A 13,903-nucleotide genomic window follows, 5' to 3' on the forward strand; every position below is an offset into this window, starting at 1 on the left:
CGCCGCGCAAATGGCTACACTGCGCAGGTGACGCGGGCCGGATGCCCGCGCAATTCCGTAGATATCAATGTGGTAGCAGGAGAGTGGCGTGCTGACAAGAATGGGGATAAAAGGCCGCGTACTGTTGCTGACCTTATTACCGACCAGCCTGATGGCCTCGTTGCTGGGCGGCTATTTCACCTGGATGCAGCTTTCTGAACTGCAGACCCAATTGCTGCAGCGCGGCGAAATGATCGCCGAACAGTTGGCGCCCCTGGTCGCGCCCGCGCTCAGTGCGCGCAACACTGATTTGCTGGAGCGCATCGCCACTCAGTCCCTGGAACAGCCGGACGTGCGTGCCGTGTCCTTTCTTAGCCCAGACCGCGCGCCTCTCGCCCACGCCGGCCCGACCATGCTCAACCAGCCACCGGTCGGCAACAGCTCCCATTTATTGCAGCGCACCGGCAATGACGCCACCCGCTATTTGCTGCCGGTGTTTGGCCGCCATCGCAACCTCGCGGGCGAGCTGATCCCGGATGAAGCCGACCGCCTGCTGGGATGGGTCGAGGTGGAACTGTCCCATAACGGCATGCTGCTGCGCGGTTACCGCAGCCTGTTCGCCAGCCTGTTGCTGATCGCCATCGGCCTGATCTGCACCGCAGCGCTGGCCCTGCGCATCAGCCGCACCATCAACTCGCCCATTGGCCAGATCAAGCAAGCCGTGGCCCAACTCAAGGACGGCAACCTGGAAACCCGCTTGCCTCCCTTGGGCAGCCAGGAACTGGACCAGCTCGCCTCGGGCATCAACCGCATGGCCGAGACCTTGCAGAACGCCCAGGAAGAACTGCAACACAGCATCGACCAGGCCACCGAAGACGTACGCCAGAACCTGGAAACCATCGAGATCCAGAACATCGAGCTGGACCTCGCGCGCAAGGAGGCCCTGGAGGCCAGCCGCATCAAGTCGGAGTTCCTGGCCAACATGAGCCATGAAATCCGCACGCCGCTCAATGGCATTCTCGGCTTTACCCACTTGCTGCAAAAAAGCGAGCTGACCCCACGCCAGCTCGACTACTTGGGCACCATCGAAAAGTCCGCCGACAACCTGCTGGGCATCATCAACGAGATCCTCGACTTCTCGAAAATCGAAGCCGGCAAGCTGGTGCTCGACAGCATCCCGTTCAACCTGCGCGACTTGCTGCAAGACACCCTGACCATCCTCGCCCCCGCCGCCCATGCCAAGCAGTTGGAACTGGTGAGCCTGGTGTATCGCGACACGCCGCTGGCGCTGGTGGGTGATCCGCTGCGCCTCAAGCAGATCCTCACCAACCTGATCAGCAACGCGATCAAGTTCACCCGCGAAGGCACCATTGTCGCCCGGGCGATGATCGAGGACGAGCAGGAAGACAGCGTGCAATTGCGCATCAGCGTGCAGGACACCGGCATCGGCCTGTCCAATCAGGACGTGCGCGCGCTGTTCCAGGCCTTCAGCCAGGCCGACAACTCGCTGTCGCGCCAGCCTGGCGGCACGGGGTTGGGCCTGGTGATTTCCAAGCGCCTGATCGAGCAGATGGGCGGTGAAATCGGCGTAGACAGCACGCCAGGCGAAGGCTCGGAATTCTGGATCAGCCTGAACCTGCCCAAGACCCGTGACGATGTCGAAGACCTGCCTTGCGCGCCGCTGCTGGGCCATCGCGTGGCGGTGCTGGAAAACCACGAACTGGCGCGCCAGGCGCTGCAACATCAACTGGAAGACTGCGGCCTGGACGTCACGCCGTTCAATAGCCTGGAAAGCCTGACCAACGGCATCACCAGCGCCCATCAGACCGAGCAGGCCATCGACCTTGCGGTACTCGGCGTGACCGCCAACGACATCCCGCCCGAGCGCCTCAACCAGCACCTGTGGGACCTCGAACACCTGGGCTGCAAGGTGCTGGTGCTGTGCCCGACCACTGAGCAGATGTTGTTCAACCAGTCCGTGCCCAACCCCAACAGCCAGTTACAGGCCAAGCCCGCGTGCACGCGCAAGTTGCGTCGCGCGCTGTCCGACCTAATCAGCCCGCGCCCATCGCGCAGCGAACCGGGCGAGCCGTTGTCCAGCCGTGCGCCGCGCGTGCTGTGCGTGGACGACAACCCGGCGAACTTGCTGCTGGTACAGACCCTGCTGGAAGACATGGGCGCACGGGTGCGCGCCGTGGAAAGCGGGTATGCCGCCATCGACGCGGTGAAACAGGACACGTTCGATCTCGTGCTGATGGACGTGCAAATGCCCGGCATGGACGGCCGCCAGAGCACCGAAGCGATCCGCCAGTGGGAAAGCGAGCGCAGCGGCACGCCATTGCCGGTGGTCGCCCTCACTGCCCACGCCATGGCCAACGAAAAACGCGCCTTGCTGCAAAGCGGCATGGACGATTACCTGACCAAACCCATCAGCGAGCGGCAACTGGCCCAGGTGGTGTTGAAGTGGACCGGCCTGGCCCTGCGCAATCAAGGCCCGGAACGCGCAACGGACGGCCTCGGCCCCGGCATACAACTGCCCGTGCTGGACCATGAAGAGGGCCTGCGCCTGGCCGCCGGCAAGGCTGATCTGGCGGCGGACATGCTCGCCATGTTGCTCGCCTCCCTGGAGGCCGACCGACTCGCGATCACCCTTGCCCGTGACGCCAACGACAACAACGCCCTGATCGAACGCGTGCACCGCCTGCATGGCGCCACCCGCTATTGCGGCGTACCGCAGTTGCGGGCTGCGTGCCACCGCGCCGAAACCCTGCTCAAGCAGGACGACGCCAAGGCCCAACACGCCCTGGACGAACTGGACATGTCCATCGCCCGACTCGCCAGTGAAGCGCGGGTCAACGCCTGAACGCCCTTGTAGGAGCGGGCTTGCCCGCGAAGGTCGTCAACGATTACACGGGGTGCCCGTAGAAACGTGCTGTCCTGGCGTTTTTCGCGGGCAAGCCCGCTCCTACAGGGGACTTATCCCAACTCTTGAATTGCAGGGAGCTTTTCCATGCGCGTCATTCTTTTCAGCAGCCAGACCTACGACCGCGACAGTTTTCTCGGCGAACCCCTGCCGCCCGGCCTGGAACTGCAGTTCCAGCCCGCCCGCCTCAACCTCGACACCGTGGCCCTGGCCGAGCATCACGAAGTGGTCTGCGCCTTTATCAACGACGACCTCAGCGCCCCGGTCCTGGAGCACCTGGCCAAGGGCGGCACGCGGTTGATCGCGCTGCGTTCGGCGGGCTACAACCATGTGGACCTGGCCGCCGCCAAGCGCCTGGGCCTGACCATCGTGCGCGTGCCGGCGTATTCGCCCCATGCGGTGGCCGAGCATGCCGTCGCGCTGATCCTCGCCCTCAACCGTCGCCTGCACCGGGCCTATAACCGCACCCGCGATGGCGATTTCAGCCTGCACGGCCTCACCGGTTTCGACCTGGTGGGCAAGACCGTCGGCGTGGTCGGCACCGGGCAGATCGGTGCCACCTTCGCCAAGATCATGGCCGGCTTCGGTTGCCAGTTGGTTGCCTACGACCCCTTCCCCAACCCGCAAGTGCTGGCCCTGGGCGCGCGCTACGTGAGCCTGCCCGAACTGCTGGCCCAGGCGCAGATCATCAGCCTGCATTGCCCGCTGACCGCCGACAGCAAGCACTTGATCAACGCCCGTTCCCTGGCGCAGATGCAGCCAGGCGCGATGCTGATCAACACCGGTCGCGGCGGTCTGGTCGACACCCCGGCGCTGATCGAAGCGCTCAAGGACGGTCAGCTCGGCTACCTGGGACTGGATGTGTATGAAGAAGAAGCCCAACTGTTCTTCGAAGACCGCTCCGACCTGCCCCTGCAGGACGACGTCCTCGCACGCCTGCTGACCTTCCCCAACGTGATCATCACCGCCCACCAGGCGTTTCTTACCCGCGAAGCCCTGGCAGCGATTGCCGGCACGACCCTGGCCAACATTGCGGCCTGGGCCGATGGGCGGGCGCAGAACCTCGTCGAGGGATGATCAGCGGTCACATACCAGGCTCATGATGAGCCAGCACCCGTGATAGGATGCCGCGCCTATTTGGAGGATCCATGGCCGAACACGATTTCCGCTTCAGTTTGCTGAGCCCGCAACACACCCTGATCGAATGCCGCGCCCTGGTGCCGGGCCGTTACCAGGTCACCGGCAACGGTGGTTCGATCAAGCATGGCGACGTTTTGATCGTCTCCCTGCGCGGCAGTAAAACCCTGTCGATGCGCCTCACCGTCGAAGGTGACGCGCGCTACTCCATCCGCCCGGCGGGCCAGTGGGTCGCCATGGCCCAGGGGCCGAAGTTCGGCGAGTTGGAGATTCACACCTGGAAGGTCAACTGCGACAGCTGCGAGGCCGTGTTGGAGTTTGAATTCGCGGTGGAAACCAAGCTGACCAAAGAGCCGCTGCAACCCGCCGCCAACGCGCGTATTGCCGAACTAGGCTGGGCCAGCGAGGGCGACAAGCACCGCTGCCCGAAATGCCAGCAGGCCGCGCAATGAGAGGCCTGCTTCTGCTCGCCGCCGTCGGAGTGGCCCTGACAGGTTGCGCCGGGGACGCGGTCAAGCTCAAGCAGGATCACAGCTACGTGGTGGAATGGATTGGTGAACGGCCGCTGATGGACTACGCGCACCTGACCGTTACCCTCGGCGCCGATGGCCGTGCCTACGGTAACGGCGGCTGCAACCACTGGTTCGCGCCCTACACCGTCGACGGCGAAAAGCTCAGCTTCGGTCAGATCGGCAGCACCCGCAAACTCTGCGCCGAGGCCTTGATGGAGCAGGAACACCGCTTCTTCCAGGCCCTGCAAGGCGTGCAGCGCTGGGACATCTCGCCGATCGAACAGACGCGCTTCTGGCCGGCCGAGGGCAAGCCGATCCGCCTATGGCTTGAAGAAGGCTGATCCTCCTTCCACTGTAGGAGCGAGCTTGCTCGCGAAGAACCAAAGGACAACGCGCGTGACCAGAATAAACGCGTTATCGTTGACGTTCTTCGCGAGCAAGCTCGCTCCTACAGTAAAAGCGTGTCAGCCCTTCAGAGCTTTGAGCTTGGCCAACACCCCGTCCGCCGTCTGCTCGCCCATCAACGTCTCACGCACCTTGCCCTTGTCATCGATGATGTAGGTCACCGGCAAGGCTTCGCTGCGTGGAATATCGAAAATCTCTTCCGGATTCTGCGCCAGCACCGTGAACTTGATGCCCAGCTTGTCGCTGGCGGCTTTCAGCTCTTCGCCCTGCACATTGTCGAAGTTGACTCCAAACACGCCCACGTTCTGCGCCTTCAGTTGCTCGGCCAAGGCATTCAGCTCGGGGATTTCCGTGCGGCACGGGCCACACCATTCGGCCCAGTAGTTGACCACCAGCCACTGCTTGTCCAAGCGTTCGGCAGCCACCTTCTTGCCATATTGGTCAACGCCGTAATCATTACCGCAGCCGCTGAGCAGCAGGGTTGTGATGATCGCCAATGCACCGATCAGTCGCCTTGTCATGAGGTAATCCTTCGCAAAAATGAACGTTGGCTGCGACCTATCGCCTCTTACGGTTTAAGGACAGGTCGCTGCGCGGGTAGAATACCCGCCACCTTACGCAAGATGCGACCCGCACATGACCGATCTGACGCTTTATCACAACCCGCGCTGCTCGAAATCCCGCGGTGCGCTGGAACTGCTGGAAGCCCGCGGCCTCACCCCCAACGTGGTGCGCTACCTTGAAACCCCGCTGAACGCCGCGCAATTAAAGGCGCTGCTCGGCAAGCTGGGCATCAGCGCCCGCCAACTGTTGCGCACCAGCGAAGATGAATACAAGGCGCTCAACCTGGCCGACGCCAGCCTCAGCGAAGCGCAGTTGATTGCCGCCATCGCCGAGCACCCGAAGCTGATGGAGCGCCCGATCCTGGAAACTGCCGACAAAGCCATCATTGGCCGTCCGCCGGAAAACGTGTTGGAGATCCTGCCGTGACGTCGCCCTATGTGCTGGTGCTGTATTACAGCCGCAATGGCTCGGTGAGCGAAATGGCCCGGCAGATCGCCCGGGGCATTGAGCAAGGCGGCATGGAAGCGCGACTGCGCACCGTGCCGGCGATCTCCACCGAGTGCGAAGCCGTGGCGCCGAGCATCCCGGACAAAGGCGCGCTGTATGCCAGCCTGGATGACCTGAAGCACTGCTCCGGGCTGGCCCTCGGTAGCCCGACCCGTTTCGGCAACATGGCAGCGCCGCTCAAGTATTTCATCGACGGCACCAGCAATCTATGGCTCACCGGCGCCCTCGTCGGCAAGCCGGCTGGGGTGTTCACCTCCACCGCCAGCCTGCACGGCGGTCAGGAAACCACGTTGATGTCGATGCTGCTGCCGCTGCTGCACCACGGCATGCTGATTACCGGCCTGCCCTACAGCGAACAAGCGCTGCTCGATACCCAGGGCGGTGGAACACCGTATGGCGCCAGCCATCACGCCGGCCCCGATGGCAAGCGCATGCTCGATCAACATGAAATCGCCCTGTGCCGCGCCCTTGGCCTGCGCCTGGCGACTACCGCTACCTTGCTGGAGAGCGGCAGTGGCCAGAAAGCCTAAGGTCCTGCCACCCCAGGCGTGGCTCGAGCCGCGGGTCAAGCTGGCACGCGTGCTCAGCCTGCTGGCGTTTTTGGGCCTGGTGGGTTTGCTCTGTGTGTATTACCTGTTCGTCGCCGACCTGCACGGCGCACGGCCGTGGGTGATTCTGCTGATCGAGTTGGTGCCGCTGCTGGTGCTGACGCCGGGTATGCTGCTGGGCAGCGCGCGCGGGCATTCGTGGATGTGCTTTGTGGTGAACCTGTATTTCATCAAGGGTGCGCTGGCGGCGTATGACCCGAACCGGCAGTGGTTCGGGGTGCTGGAGATGCTGGCGAGTCTGGCGGTGTTTTGTTCGGCGTTGTTGTATGTGCGGTGGCGGCATCAGCTCAACCGCCGGTTGGCGGAGCCTGTGGCGGCCTGAAGACCGCCATCGCAGGCAAGCCAGCTCCCACATTTGATCGGCGGCACGGTCAAATGTGGGAGCTGGCTTGCCTGCGATAAGGCCGCCTCGGTCTCAATGATTGACCGTATACGCCAACATCATCGACAACTGGCACATCGGCCGCCCACTCTCGGCATGCCACTGGTTGAACGCGCCCTGCACAGTCGCCAGGTCGCGCAGGCTGGTCGGTGCCTTGTCGACGATCTTCTGCGCGTTCAACGCCGCCACCACGTCATCACTCGGCACAAAGGTGTCCTTGCCGACCATGCGCAAGAAACGCGGCGCTGACAGCCCGCCCAGTTGATGGCCGTGCTTGCTCAGGTACTTCCACAGCCCGACGATATCGGTCACCGGCCAGTCGGCGATAAACGCGCCGAAGCTGCCCTTCTCCTGCTCGATGTCGAGGATCATCTGCGCATTGCGCGGCACGCTCTTGAGCTTGCCCAAATGCCGGATGATGCTGGTGTCCTGCATCAGCCGCTCCAGGTGCTCGGCCCCCATCAGCACGACTTTTTCCGGGTCGAAGCCGAAAAACACCTTTTCGAACGCTGGCCACTTGGCATCCACCACGCTGTGCTTCAAGCCCGCACGAAACACGCGCAGCGCCACGGTCGACAGGTAGCGATCATCGCTGATCTTGCGCAATTGCGCCGGGGTCTTGGGTACAGGCAGATGGGCTTCCAACTCGGCCGCCGAACCGAAGCGGTTCAGACAATATTCGTGCAGCCACTTGTAATCGCGCATGCCCTCTCCTGGGAATTGAATTGAAAACGGCGCCCGCGAGCGCCGTGTGTCAGAGCGTTGAAACTGCTCAGAGGTTCACCACATTGACGAAACGCGAGGCGGCAGTCTCATCGATTTTCAGGCTGGTGAAGTCGAACAGGTTGCGGTCAGCCAACTGCGACGGCTGCACATTCTGCAGGCTGCGGAAGATGCTTTCGGTACGGCCTGGGGTCTTGCGTTCCCAGTCCACCAGCATTTCCTTGACCACCTGGCGCTGCAGGTTCTCCTGGGAGCCGCACAGGTTGCACGGAATGATCGGGAATTGCTTGAAGTCGGAGTAGGCCTGGATGTCCTTCTCGTTGCAATATGCCAGCGGGCGGATCACCACGTTACGCCCGTCATCGGCACGCAGCTTGGGCGGCATGGCCTTGAGCGAGCCGTTGAAGAACATATTGAGGAAGAAGGTCTCAACGATATCGTCGCGGTGGTGACCCAGGGCCATCTTGGTCGCGCCGATTTCATCCGCGAAGGTGTACAGGGTGCCACGGCGCAGGCGCGAGCACAGCGAGCAGGTGGTCTTGCCTTCCGGAATCAGCTCCTTGACCACCGAGTAGGTGTCTTTCTCGACGATGTGGTACTCAACGCCCAGTTCCTTGAGGTAGGCCGGCAGCACATGCTCAGGGAAGCCCGGTTGTTTCTGGTCCATGTTGACGGCGACGATCTCGAATTTGATCGGCGCGACCTTTTGCAGGTGCAGCAGCACGTCGAGCATGGTGTAACTGTCTTTGCCGCCGGAGAGGCAGACCATGACCTTGTCGCCGTCCTCGATCATGTTGAAATCGGCGACCGCTTCACCGGCCAGGCGACGCAGGCGTTTTTGCAGTTTGTTCTGGTTGACCGTAAGAGTGCCCATGGCGCTTGGATCCGCTAGAGGTGTGTGACGAAAAGCGCAGCATTTTACGCAAAAATACTTGAATGGGCGACGCCGATCCAATGTGGGAGCTGGCTTGCCTGCGATAGCAGTGGGTCAGCCAGCTCATCTGTTTCTGACCCGCCGCTATCGCAGGCAAGCCAGCTCCCACATCAACCGTGGCAGTCCCAACAGACCCCACCGCGATTAAGCCCAATGTTTACAGCGCAATTTGCTCTAAAGGCCCCACAGTTATTCCGGTCATCACTTCCTATACTGCGACTAGAGGTCGCACATCTATCCAGACCTTTGAGGCCATTTGGCCCGTGGGCGCTCCGATGGGGGGCGATGGTAATAACGACAGGAGTGACTGGCATGATCCATCACGTCGTGGGGCTGTTTACCCATCCCGACCAGGAATGGCGGGAAATCCGTGGCGATAAAGAAGAAAGCATCGGCCACATGTACCTCACTCACACCTTGATTCTTGCGGCGATCCCCGCCGTTTCCGCCTTTATCGGCACCACCCAGGTCGGCTGGGTCATCGGCAACCGTGCGCCGGTAATGCTGACCCAGGAAAGCGCCTTGTGGATGACCCTCATGTCCTACGCCGCCATGCTCGGTGGCGTGGCGGTGATGGGTGCGTTCATTCACTGGATGGCGCGCACCTACGACGCCAACCCCAGCATGGCACGCTGCGTGGCCTTTGCCACCTACACCGCTACACCGCTGTTTATCGGCGGGCTGGCCGCGCTTTATCCGCATATGTGGCTGGGCATGGTCGTGGGTACGGCGGCGATCTGTTACACGGTGTATTTGCTCTATGTGGGGCTGCCGACCTTCATGAACATCGACCCGGATGAAGGCTTCCTGTTTTCCAGCTCGGTACTGGCCGTGGGCCTGGTGGTACTGGTGGCAATCATGGCGTTTACCGTGATCGTCTGGGGGCTGGGCGTGGGCCCGATCTACACCAACTGACCGTTTAAAACCTTAGGCAAAGCCACCGCAAGGTGGCTTTGTGCATCATGCATGACCATTCGGCGCCTGACAGATTCGGAAACACCCAGCTTTGCGGCATACTGGGCGTCTCTGGAGATATGTACAGCATGCCCGAGCAACTCAATACCCGCGTCGAAGATTGTTTCCTACAAGCCGAATCCTTTTTCAAACGAAGCTTCAAACGCCCCCAGGTCAGCCTCAAGCTGCGGGGCCAGAAGGCCGGTGTCGCGCATTTGCACGAGAACCTGCTGCGTTTCAACCCACAGTTGTACCGCGAAAACAGCCAACACTTCCTCAAACAGACCGTGGCCCATGAAGTGGCGCACCTGATTGCCCACCAATTGTTTGGCGAACGCATCCAACCCCACGGCGAGGAATGGCAATTGATCATGCGCGGGGTTTACGAACTGCCGCCGGATCGTTGCCACACTTATGAAGTGAAGCGTCGCCAGGTGACTCGCTATATCTACCGGTGCCCGTGTGCGGACAGTGACTTTCCGTTTTCGTCACAGCGACATGGCATGGTTGCTCAGGGGCGGCGGTATTTGTGCAGGCGCTGTCGGCAAACCTTGGTGTTTACCGGCGAAACCCGCGTCGAATAGGCGTCAGGCAATCACGCGAGCTGCGCGCAGCTCGCTGATTCGCTGCGGGCTCAGGCCCAGTTCCGCCAAGACTTCATCACTGTTCGCCCCCATCGCGGCGCCAATATGCCTCGGTGCCGGTAACCCTTGCGAAAACTTCAGCGGGCAGGCCAGTTGCGCCTGAGTCGACCCATCGCCCCGTGGCACCTGGCTGACCAGTTGCCGCGCCTTGAGCTGTGGATGTTCCACCGCCTCACTCAGGCTCAACACTGGCTCCACGCACGCATCCACCCCGGCGAACAGCGCGCACAGCTCATCAAAGCTGCGCTTTTCAAATTCAACTTGCAGCGCCACCTTGAGCTGGGGTGACAAACCCAGCGCCGCCAACTCCGGCCGCCCCAGCGCCGCGCAGAGCTGCTGCATAAACCCGGGCTCCAGGCTGCCCACCGACATCCAGCGCCCATCCCGCGAGCGGTAGTAATCGTAAAAGCTACCGCCATTGAGCACATGACTTTCCCGCTCCGGCTCCACCCCGCACGCCAGGTAACCCGCGCCTGCCATGGCGTTCAGGCTGAACGAGCAGTCGGTCATGCTCACATCCAGGTATTGACCGACCCCGCTCTGCTGCCGCGCGATGACCGCTGCGAGCAATCCCACCACCGCATGCAGTGAACCACCGCCCACGTCCGCCACTTGCACGCCCAATGGCAGCGGCCCGCTGTCCTGGCGCCCGGTGTAGCTGGCCACGCCAGCCAACGCCAGGTAGTTGATATCGTGCCCGGCGCGGTCCTTATAGGGCCCTGTCTGGCCATAACCGGTGATCGACACATAAATCAGCCGGGGATTGATCGCCTTCAGTGCCTCATAACCCAAACCCAGACGCTCCATCACCCCCGGTCGAAATTGTTCGAGCAGGATGTCGTAGTCCTTCACCAGCGCCTGCACGATCTCCAGCGCGTCGGCCTGTTTGAGGTCCAGCGCCAGGCTGCGTTTATTGCGGTTGAGGTAGGCGTGGCTGGCCGATGTGCCCTGATCATGGGGCGGTAGCACCCGCAACAGGTCCAGGCGCGTGGGCGACTCGATACGCAGCACCTCGGCGCCCATGTCCGCCAGCATCAGGGAGGCAAACGGGCCGGGCAGCAGGGTGGAAAAATCCAGTACTTTGAGGGACGCCAAGGGACCTGACATGGGCACTCCATTTCCGTTTCGACTGCCCACAGACTAGGCAGCCTTGCCCCTCACGGCAATCGCCGAAACAGTCAGCAAAGATGACCGTTTTGATCACGGCGGGCTTTTTCGTGGCGGCGGCTTTATCATTGGCCCACGTTTGCTTGCAGAGTGTTCCATGAAGTTTGCGATTGCCCTGTTCTCCGCCGCCCACGCGCCCTCCTCGCGCCGCGCCCTGCTGTTCGCCCAGGCGGCGCTGGCCGGCGGGCATGAGATTGTGCGGCTGTTTTTCTATCAGGACGGCGTGTACAGCGCGTCCAACAACATCGTTGCACCCCAGGATGAGCAAGACATCGCCCGCCAATGGCGTGAGTTTGTCAGCCAGCACCAGCTTGATGGCGTGGTGTGCATTGCCGCTGCGTTACGCCGTGGCGTGCTCAACCAGGAGGAAGCCACGCGCTATCAGCGCACAGCGGTGAATCTGGATGCGCCCTGGGCGCTGTCGGGCCTGGGGCAATTACATGATGCGATCCAGGATGCCGACCGCCTGATCTGTTTTGGAGGGCCGTGAGATGTCTAAATCCTTACTGGTGATCAGCCGTCAGGCACCGTGGTCCGGGCCGAGTGCACGGGAAGCGCTGGATATCGTGCTGGCCGGTGGCGCGTTCGATCTGCCCATCGGCTTGCTGTTCATGGATGACGGCGTGTTCCAGCTCGCTGCGCACCAGAACGCCAAGGCCGTCCAACAAAAGGACCTCAGTGCCAACTTGCAGGCACTGGGGTTGTTCGGCATCGACGATGTATTTGTCTGCCGCCACAGCATGGCTGTGCGTGGCTTGACGCCGCCCACCGAGGCGCAACCGTTGAGCAACGATGCTATTTCCCAATTGATTGACCGTTACGACCAGGTGATTACCCTCTGATGTCGACTTTACACGTGGTGTCTCACTCCCCGTTTTCCGATAGTCGCCTCGACAGCTGCCTGCGTATCTGCGGCACCGAGGACGCGATCCTGCTGTGCGGCGACGGCGCCTACGGGCTCCACGCCCCGGCCCTGCACACCAAAGGCGTGAAGGTGTTTGTGCTGGCCGAAGACATGCAGGCGCGCAATCTGCCGCTGCCGGACTGGGCCGACAGCGTGGACTACCCAGGGTTCGTGCAACTGTCGATCGACTACGACAAGGTCAACACCTGGCTATGAACACCCTGACCGTAGGCGCACGTACCCTGGAACTGGACAAGGACGGTTATTTGGCCGACCTGGACGACTGGTCCGCAGAGGTCGCCCATGCCCTGGCTGCCGCCGAGGCGCTGGAGCTGACCCCGGCCCACTGGGAAATCCTCGAACTGCTGCGCCAGTTCTATGCCGAATTCCAGCTGTCCCCGGCCACACGTCCGCTGATCAAGTACACCGCCTTGAAGCTCGGCCCGGAAAAGGGCAACAGCCTGCACCTCAACAAACTGTTCAACGGCACTCCCGCCAAACTCGCCGCCAAGCTGGCGGGCCTGCCCAGGCCGACGAATTGCTTATGACCGATTTTGCCCCGCTGACCCTTGAAACCCCCGCCGAACACCCGTTTGCGCAGTTCGTGCGCATCCTGGGCAAAGGCAAGCGCGGCGCGCGCAACCTCACCCGCGAGGAAGCTCGCGAAGCCATGGGCATGTTGCTCGACGAAAAAGTCGAAGACACCCAGCTCGGCGCCTTCCTGATGCTGCTGCGCCACAAGGAAGAAAGCCCGGAAGAACTCGCCGGCTTCACCGAAGCCGTGCGCGAACGCCTGGATGCCCCGGCGCTGAACGTGGATGTCGACTGGCCAACCTATGCCGGCAAGAAGCGTCACCTGCCGTGGTATCTGCTGGCGGCCAAGTGCCTGGCGCAGAACGGCGTGCGCATCCTTATGCACGGTGGCGGCGCGCATACGGCCGGACGGCTGTACACCGAGCAATTACTGGAAGGTTTGCAAATCCCGCTGTGCCGCAACTGGCAGCAGGTCGAGGCCGCTTATGCGCAAGGCAACCTGGCGTTTATCCCGCTGGGCGACTGGGCGCCGCAATTGCAACGCATGATCGACCTGCGCAACACCCTGGGCCTGCGCTCGCCGATCCACTCCCTGGCGCGTTTGCTCAACCCCTTGAATGCGCGCCTGGGCCTGCAAAGCATTTTCCATCCGGGTTATCAGGGCGTGCACCGCGATGCCAGCGGCCTGCTCGGCGACAATGTCATCGTAGTGAAGGGTGATGGCGGCGAAATCGAGATCAACCCCGACTCGACCAGCCACCTGTACGGCACCACGGGCGGCGAAAGCTGGGACGAAGAGTGGCCCGCCCTCTCCGCCCAGCGCCACGTCAAACCCGCCACACTCGAACCAGAACACCTGAAGGCGTTGTGGCGCGGTGATGTCGAAGACAGCTATCCGCAACTGGCCTTGATCGCGACCATGGCCCTGGCCTTGCGTGGCCTGGGCCATTCACGGGAAAAGGCGTTCGCCTTGGCCCAGCAATACTGGGACGCACGAGACAAATCGATTTAATCGATCATTAGCGC

Annotated in this window: 18 protein-coding genes; 14 read left to right on the top strand and 4 right to left on the bottom strand. The window is 62.2% G+C overall.

What is annotated here, in order from left to right:
• Nucleotides 1-88 precede the first annotated feature (88 nt).
• The 4 genes from HX793_RS19640 (at nucleotide 89) to HX793_RS19655 (ending at nucleotide 4,892) form a co-directional block, all read left to right on the top strand.
• The gene (locus HX793_RS19640) at nucleotides 89-2,842 is read left to right on the top strand and encodes a response regulator (protein WP_016977570.1); all 2,754 of its coding nucleotides are present in this window, start codon (nucleotides 89-91) and stop codon (nucleotides 2,840-2,842) included.
• 147 nt (nucleotides 2,843-2,989) lie between these two features.
• Complete coding sequence (locus HX793_RS19645) at nucleotides 2,990-3,979, top strand: 2-hydroxyacid dehydrogenase (RefSeq protein ID WP_177052091.1); 990 nt, start codon at nucleotides 2,990-2,992, stop codon at nucleotides 3,977-3,979.
• A gap of 71 nt (nucleotides 3,980-4,050) precedes the next feature.
• On the top strand, nucleotides 4,051-4,491 hold the full coding sequence (locus tag HX793_RS19650; protein WP_177052089.1) for a hypothetical protein: 441 nt from the start codon (nucleotides 4,051-4,053) through the stop codon (nucleotides 4,489-4,491).
• A complete protein-coding gene (locus tag HX793_RS19655) occupies nucleotides 4,488-4,892 on the top strand; it encodes an META domain-containing protein (RefSeq protein ID WP_177052087.1) in 405 nt (134 codons plus the stop codon). Before HX793_RS19650 ends, HX793_RS19655 begins: the two co-directional genes overlap by 4 nt.
• Before the next feature lie 123 nt (nucleotides 4,893-5,015).
• Here the strand turns inward: HX793_RS19655 and HX793_RS19660 are convergent, their stop codons facing one another.
• On the bottom strand, nucleotides 5,016-5,477 hold the full coding sequence (locus HX793_RS19660) for a TlpA family protein disulfide reductase (protein WP_095015633.1): 462 nt from the start codon (nucleotides 5,475-5,477) through the stop codon (nucleotides 5,016-5,018).
• A 115-nt stretch (nucleotides 5,478-5,592) separates the two neighbouring features.
• Here HX793_RS19660 and arsC point away from each other — a divergent pair, with 115 nt between their 5' ends.
• The 3 genes from arsC to HX793_RS19675 are packed head-to-tail and all read left to right on the top strand — an operon-like array spanning nucleotide 5,593 to nucleotide 6,957.
• Nucleotides 5,593-5,946, top strand: coding sequence for an arsenate reductase (glutaredoxin) (gene arsC, locus HX793_RS19665; RefSeq protein ID WP_177052085.1), 354 nt, complete (start codon nucleotides 5,593-5,595; stop codon nucleotides 5,944-5,946).
• A complete protein-coding gene (gene wrbA / locus HX793_RS19670; RefSeq protein WP_178905532.1) occupies nucleotides 5,943-6,557 on the top strand; it encodes an NAD(P)H:quinone oxidoreductase in 615 nt (204 codons plus the stop codon). The genes arsC and wrbA overlap by 4 nt, the downstream gene beginning before the upstream one ends.
• Nucleotides 6,541-6,957, top strand: a complete 417-nt coding sequence (locus tag HX793_RS19675) for a DUF2069 domain-containing protein (protein WP_177052083.1) — start codon at nucleotides 6,541-6,543, stop codon at nucleotides 6,955-6,957. Before wrbA ends, HX793_RS19675 begins: the two co-directional genes overlap by 17 nt.
• A gap of 93 nt (nucleotides 6,958-7,050) precedes the next feature.
• Here HX793_RS19675 and HX793_RS19680 read toward each other — a convergent pair whose 3' ends face one another.
• Together HX793_RS19680 and ttcA are read right to left on the bottom strand one after the other, a co-directional pair.
• Complete coding sequence (locus HX793_RS19680; RefSeq protein ID WP_177052081.1) at nucleotides 7,051-7,722, bottom strand: DNA-3-methyladenine glycosylase I; 672 nt, start codon at nucleotides 7,720-7,722, stop codon at nucleotides 7,051-7,053.
• A 67-nt stretch (nucleotides 7,723-7,789) separates the two neighbouring features.
• The gene (gene ttcA / locus HX793_RS19685) at nucleotides 7,790-8,614 is read right to left on the bottom strand and encodes a tRNA 2-thiocytidine(32) synthetase TtcA (RefSeq protein WP_016977557.1); all 825 of its coding nucleotides are present in this window, start codon (nucleotides 8,612-8,614) and stop codon (nucleotides 7,790-7,792) included.
• Between the two features lie 372 nt (nucleotides 8,615-8,986).
• Between ttcA and HX793_RS19690 the strand changes: the two genes are divergently transcribed.
• Both HX793_RS19690 and HX793_RS19695 read left to right on the top strand, forming a co-directional pair.
• Nucleotides 8,987-9,589, top strand: a complete 603-nt coding sequence (locus tag HX793_RS19690; protein ID WP_177052079.1) for a Yip1 family protein — start codon at nucleotides 8,987-8,989, stop codon at nucleotides 9,587-9,589.
• A 128-nt stretch (nucleotides 9,590-9,717) separates the two neighbouring features.
• Entirely contained in the window at nucleotides 9,718-10,212 is a 495-nt protein-coding gene (locus tag HX793_RS19695) for a SprT family zinc-dependent metalloprotease (RefSeq protein WP_010209629.1), read from the top strand.
• Between the two features lie 3 nt (nucleotides 10,213-10,215).
• Here the strand turns inward: HX793_RS19695 and HX793_RS19700 are convergent, their stop codons facing one another.
• Nucleotides 10,216-11,379: a CaiB/BaiF CoA transferase family protein gene (locus HX793_RS19700; protein ID WP_177096780.1), complete on the bottom strand. Its 1,164-nt coding sequence runs from the start codon at nucleotides 11,377-11,379 to the stop codon at nucleotides 10,216-10,218.
• Nucleotides 11,380-11,536: 157 nt separating this feature from the next.
• Here HX793_RS19700 and tusD point away from each other — a divergent pair, with 157 nt between their 5' ends.
• Genes tusD through HX793_RS19725 form a run of 5 tightly spaced genes read left to right on the top strand, consistent with a single transcriptional unit; the run spans nucleotide 11,537 to nucleotide 13,889 of the window.
• A complete protein-coding gene (tusD, locus tag HX793_RS19705; RefSeq protein ID WP_016977549.1) occupies nucleotides 11,537-11,929 on the top strand; it encodes a sulfurtransferase complex subunit TusD in 393 nt (130 codons plus the stop codon).
• 1 nt (nucleotide 11,930) lies between these two features.
• Nucleotides 11,931-12,281: a sulfurtransferase complex subunit TusC gene (gene tusC, locus HX793_RS19710; protein WP_016977548.1), complete on the top strand. Its 351-nt coding sequence runs from the start codon at nucleotides 11,931-11,933 to the stop codon at nucleotides 12,279-12,281.
• Nucleotides 12,281-12,559, top strand: coding sequence for a sulfurtransferase complex subunit TusB (gene tusB / locus HX793_RS19715; protein ID WP_177052075.1), 279 nt, complete (start codon nucleotides 12,281-12,283; stop codon nucleotides 12,557-12,559). The genes tusC and tusB overlap by 1 nt, the downstream gene beginning before the upstream one ends.
• On the top strand, nucleotides 12,556-12,891 hold the full coding sequence (locus HX793_RS19720) for a TusE/DsrC/DsvC family sulfur relay protein (protein WP_038847356.1): 336 nt from the start codon (nucleotides 12,556-12,558) through the stop codon (nucleotides 12,889-12,891). Before tusB ends, HX793_RS19720 begins: the two co-directional genes overlap by 4 nt.
• Nucleotides 12,888-13,889 (top strand): glycosyl transferase family protein, encoded by a 1,002-nt coding sequence (locus tag HX793_RS19725; RefSeq protein ID WP_177052073.1) that lies wholly within the window; start codon nucleotides 12,888-12,890, stop codon nucleotides 13,887-13,889. Before HX793_RS19720 ends, HX793_RS19725 begins: the two co-directional genes overlap by 4 nt.
• Nucleotides 13,890-13,903 lie beyond the last annotated feature (14 nt).

Source organism: Pseudomonas reactans (assembly GCF_013387025.1).
Lineage (GTDB): Bacteria > Pseudomonadota > Gammaproteobacteria > Pseudomonadales > Pseudomonadaceae > Aquipseudomonas > Aquipseudomonas reactans.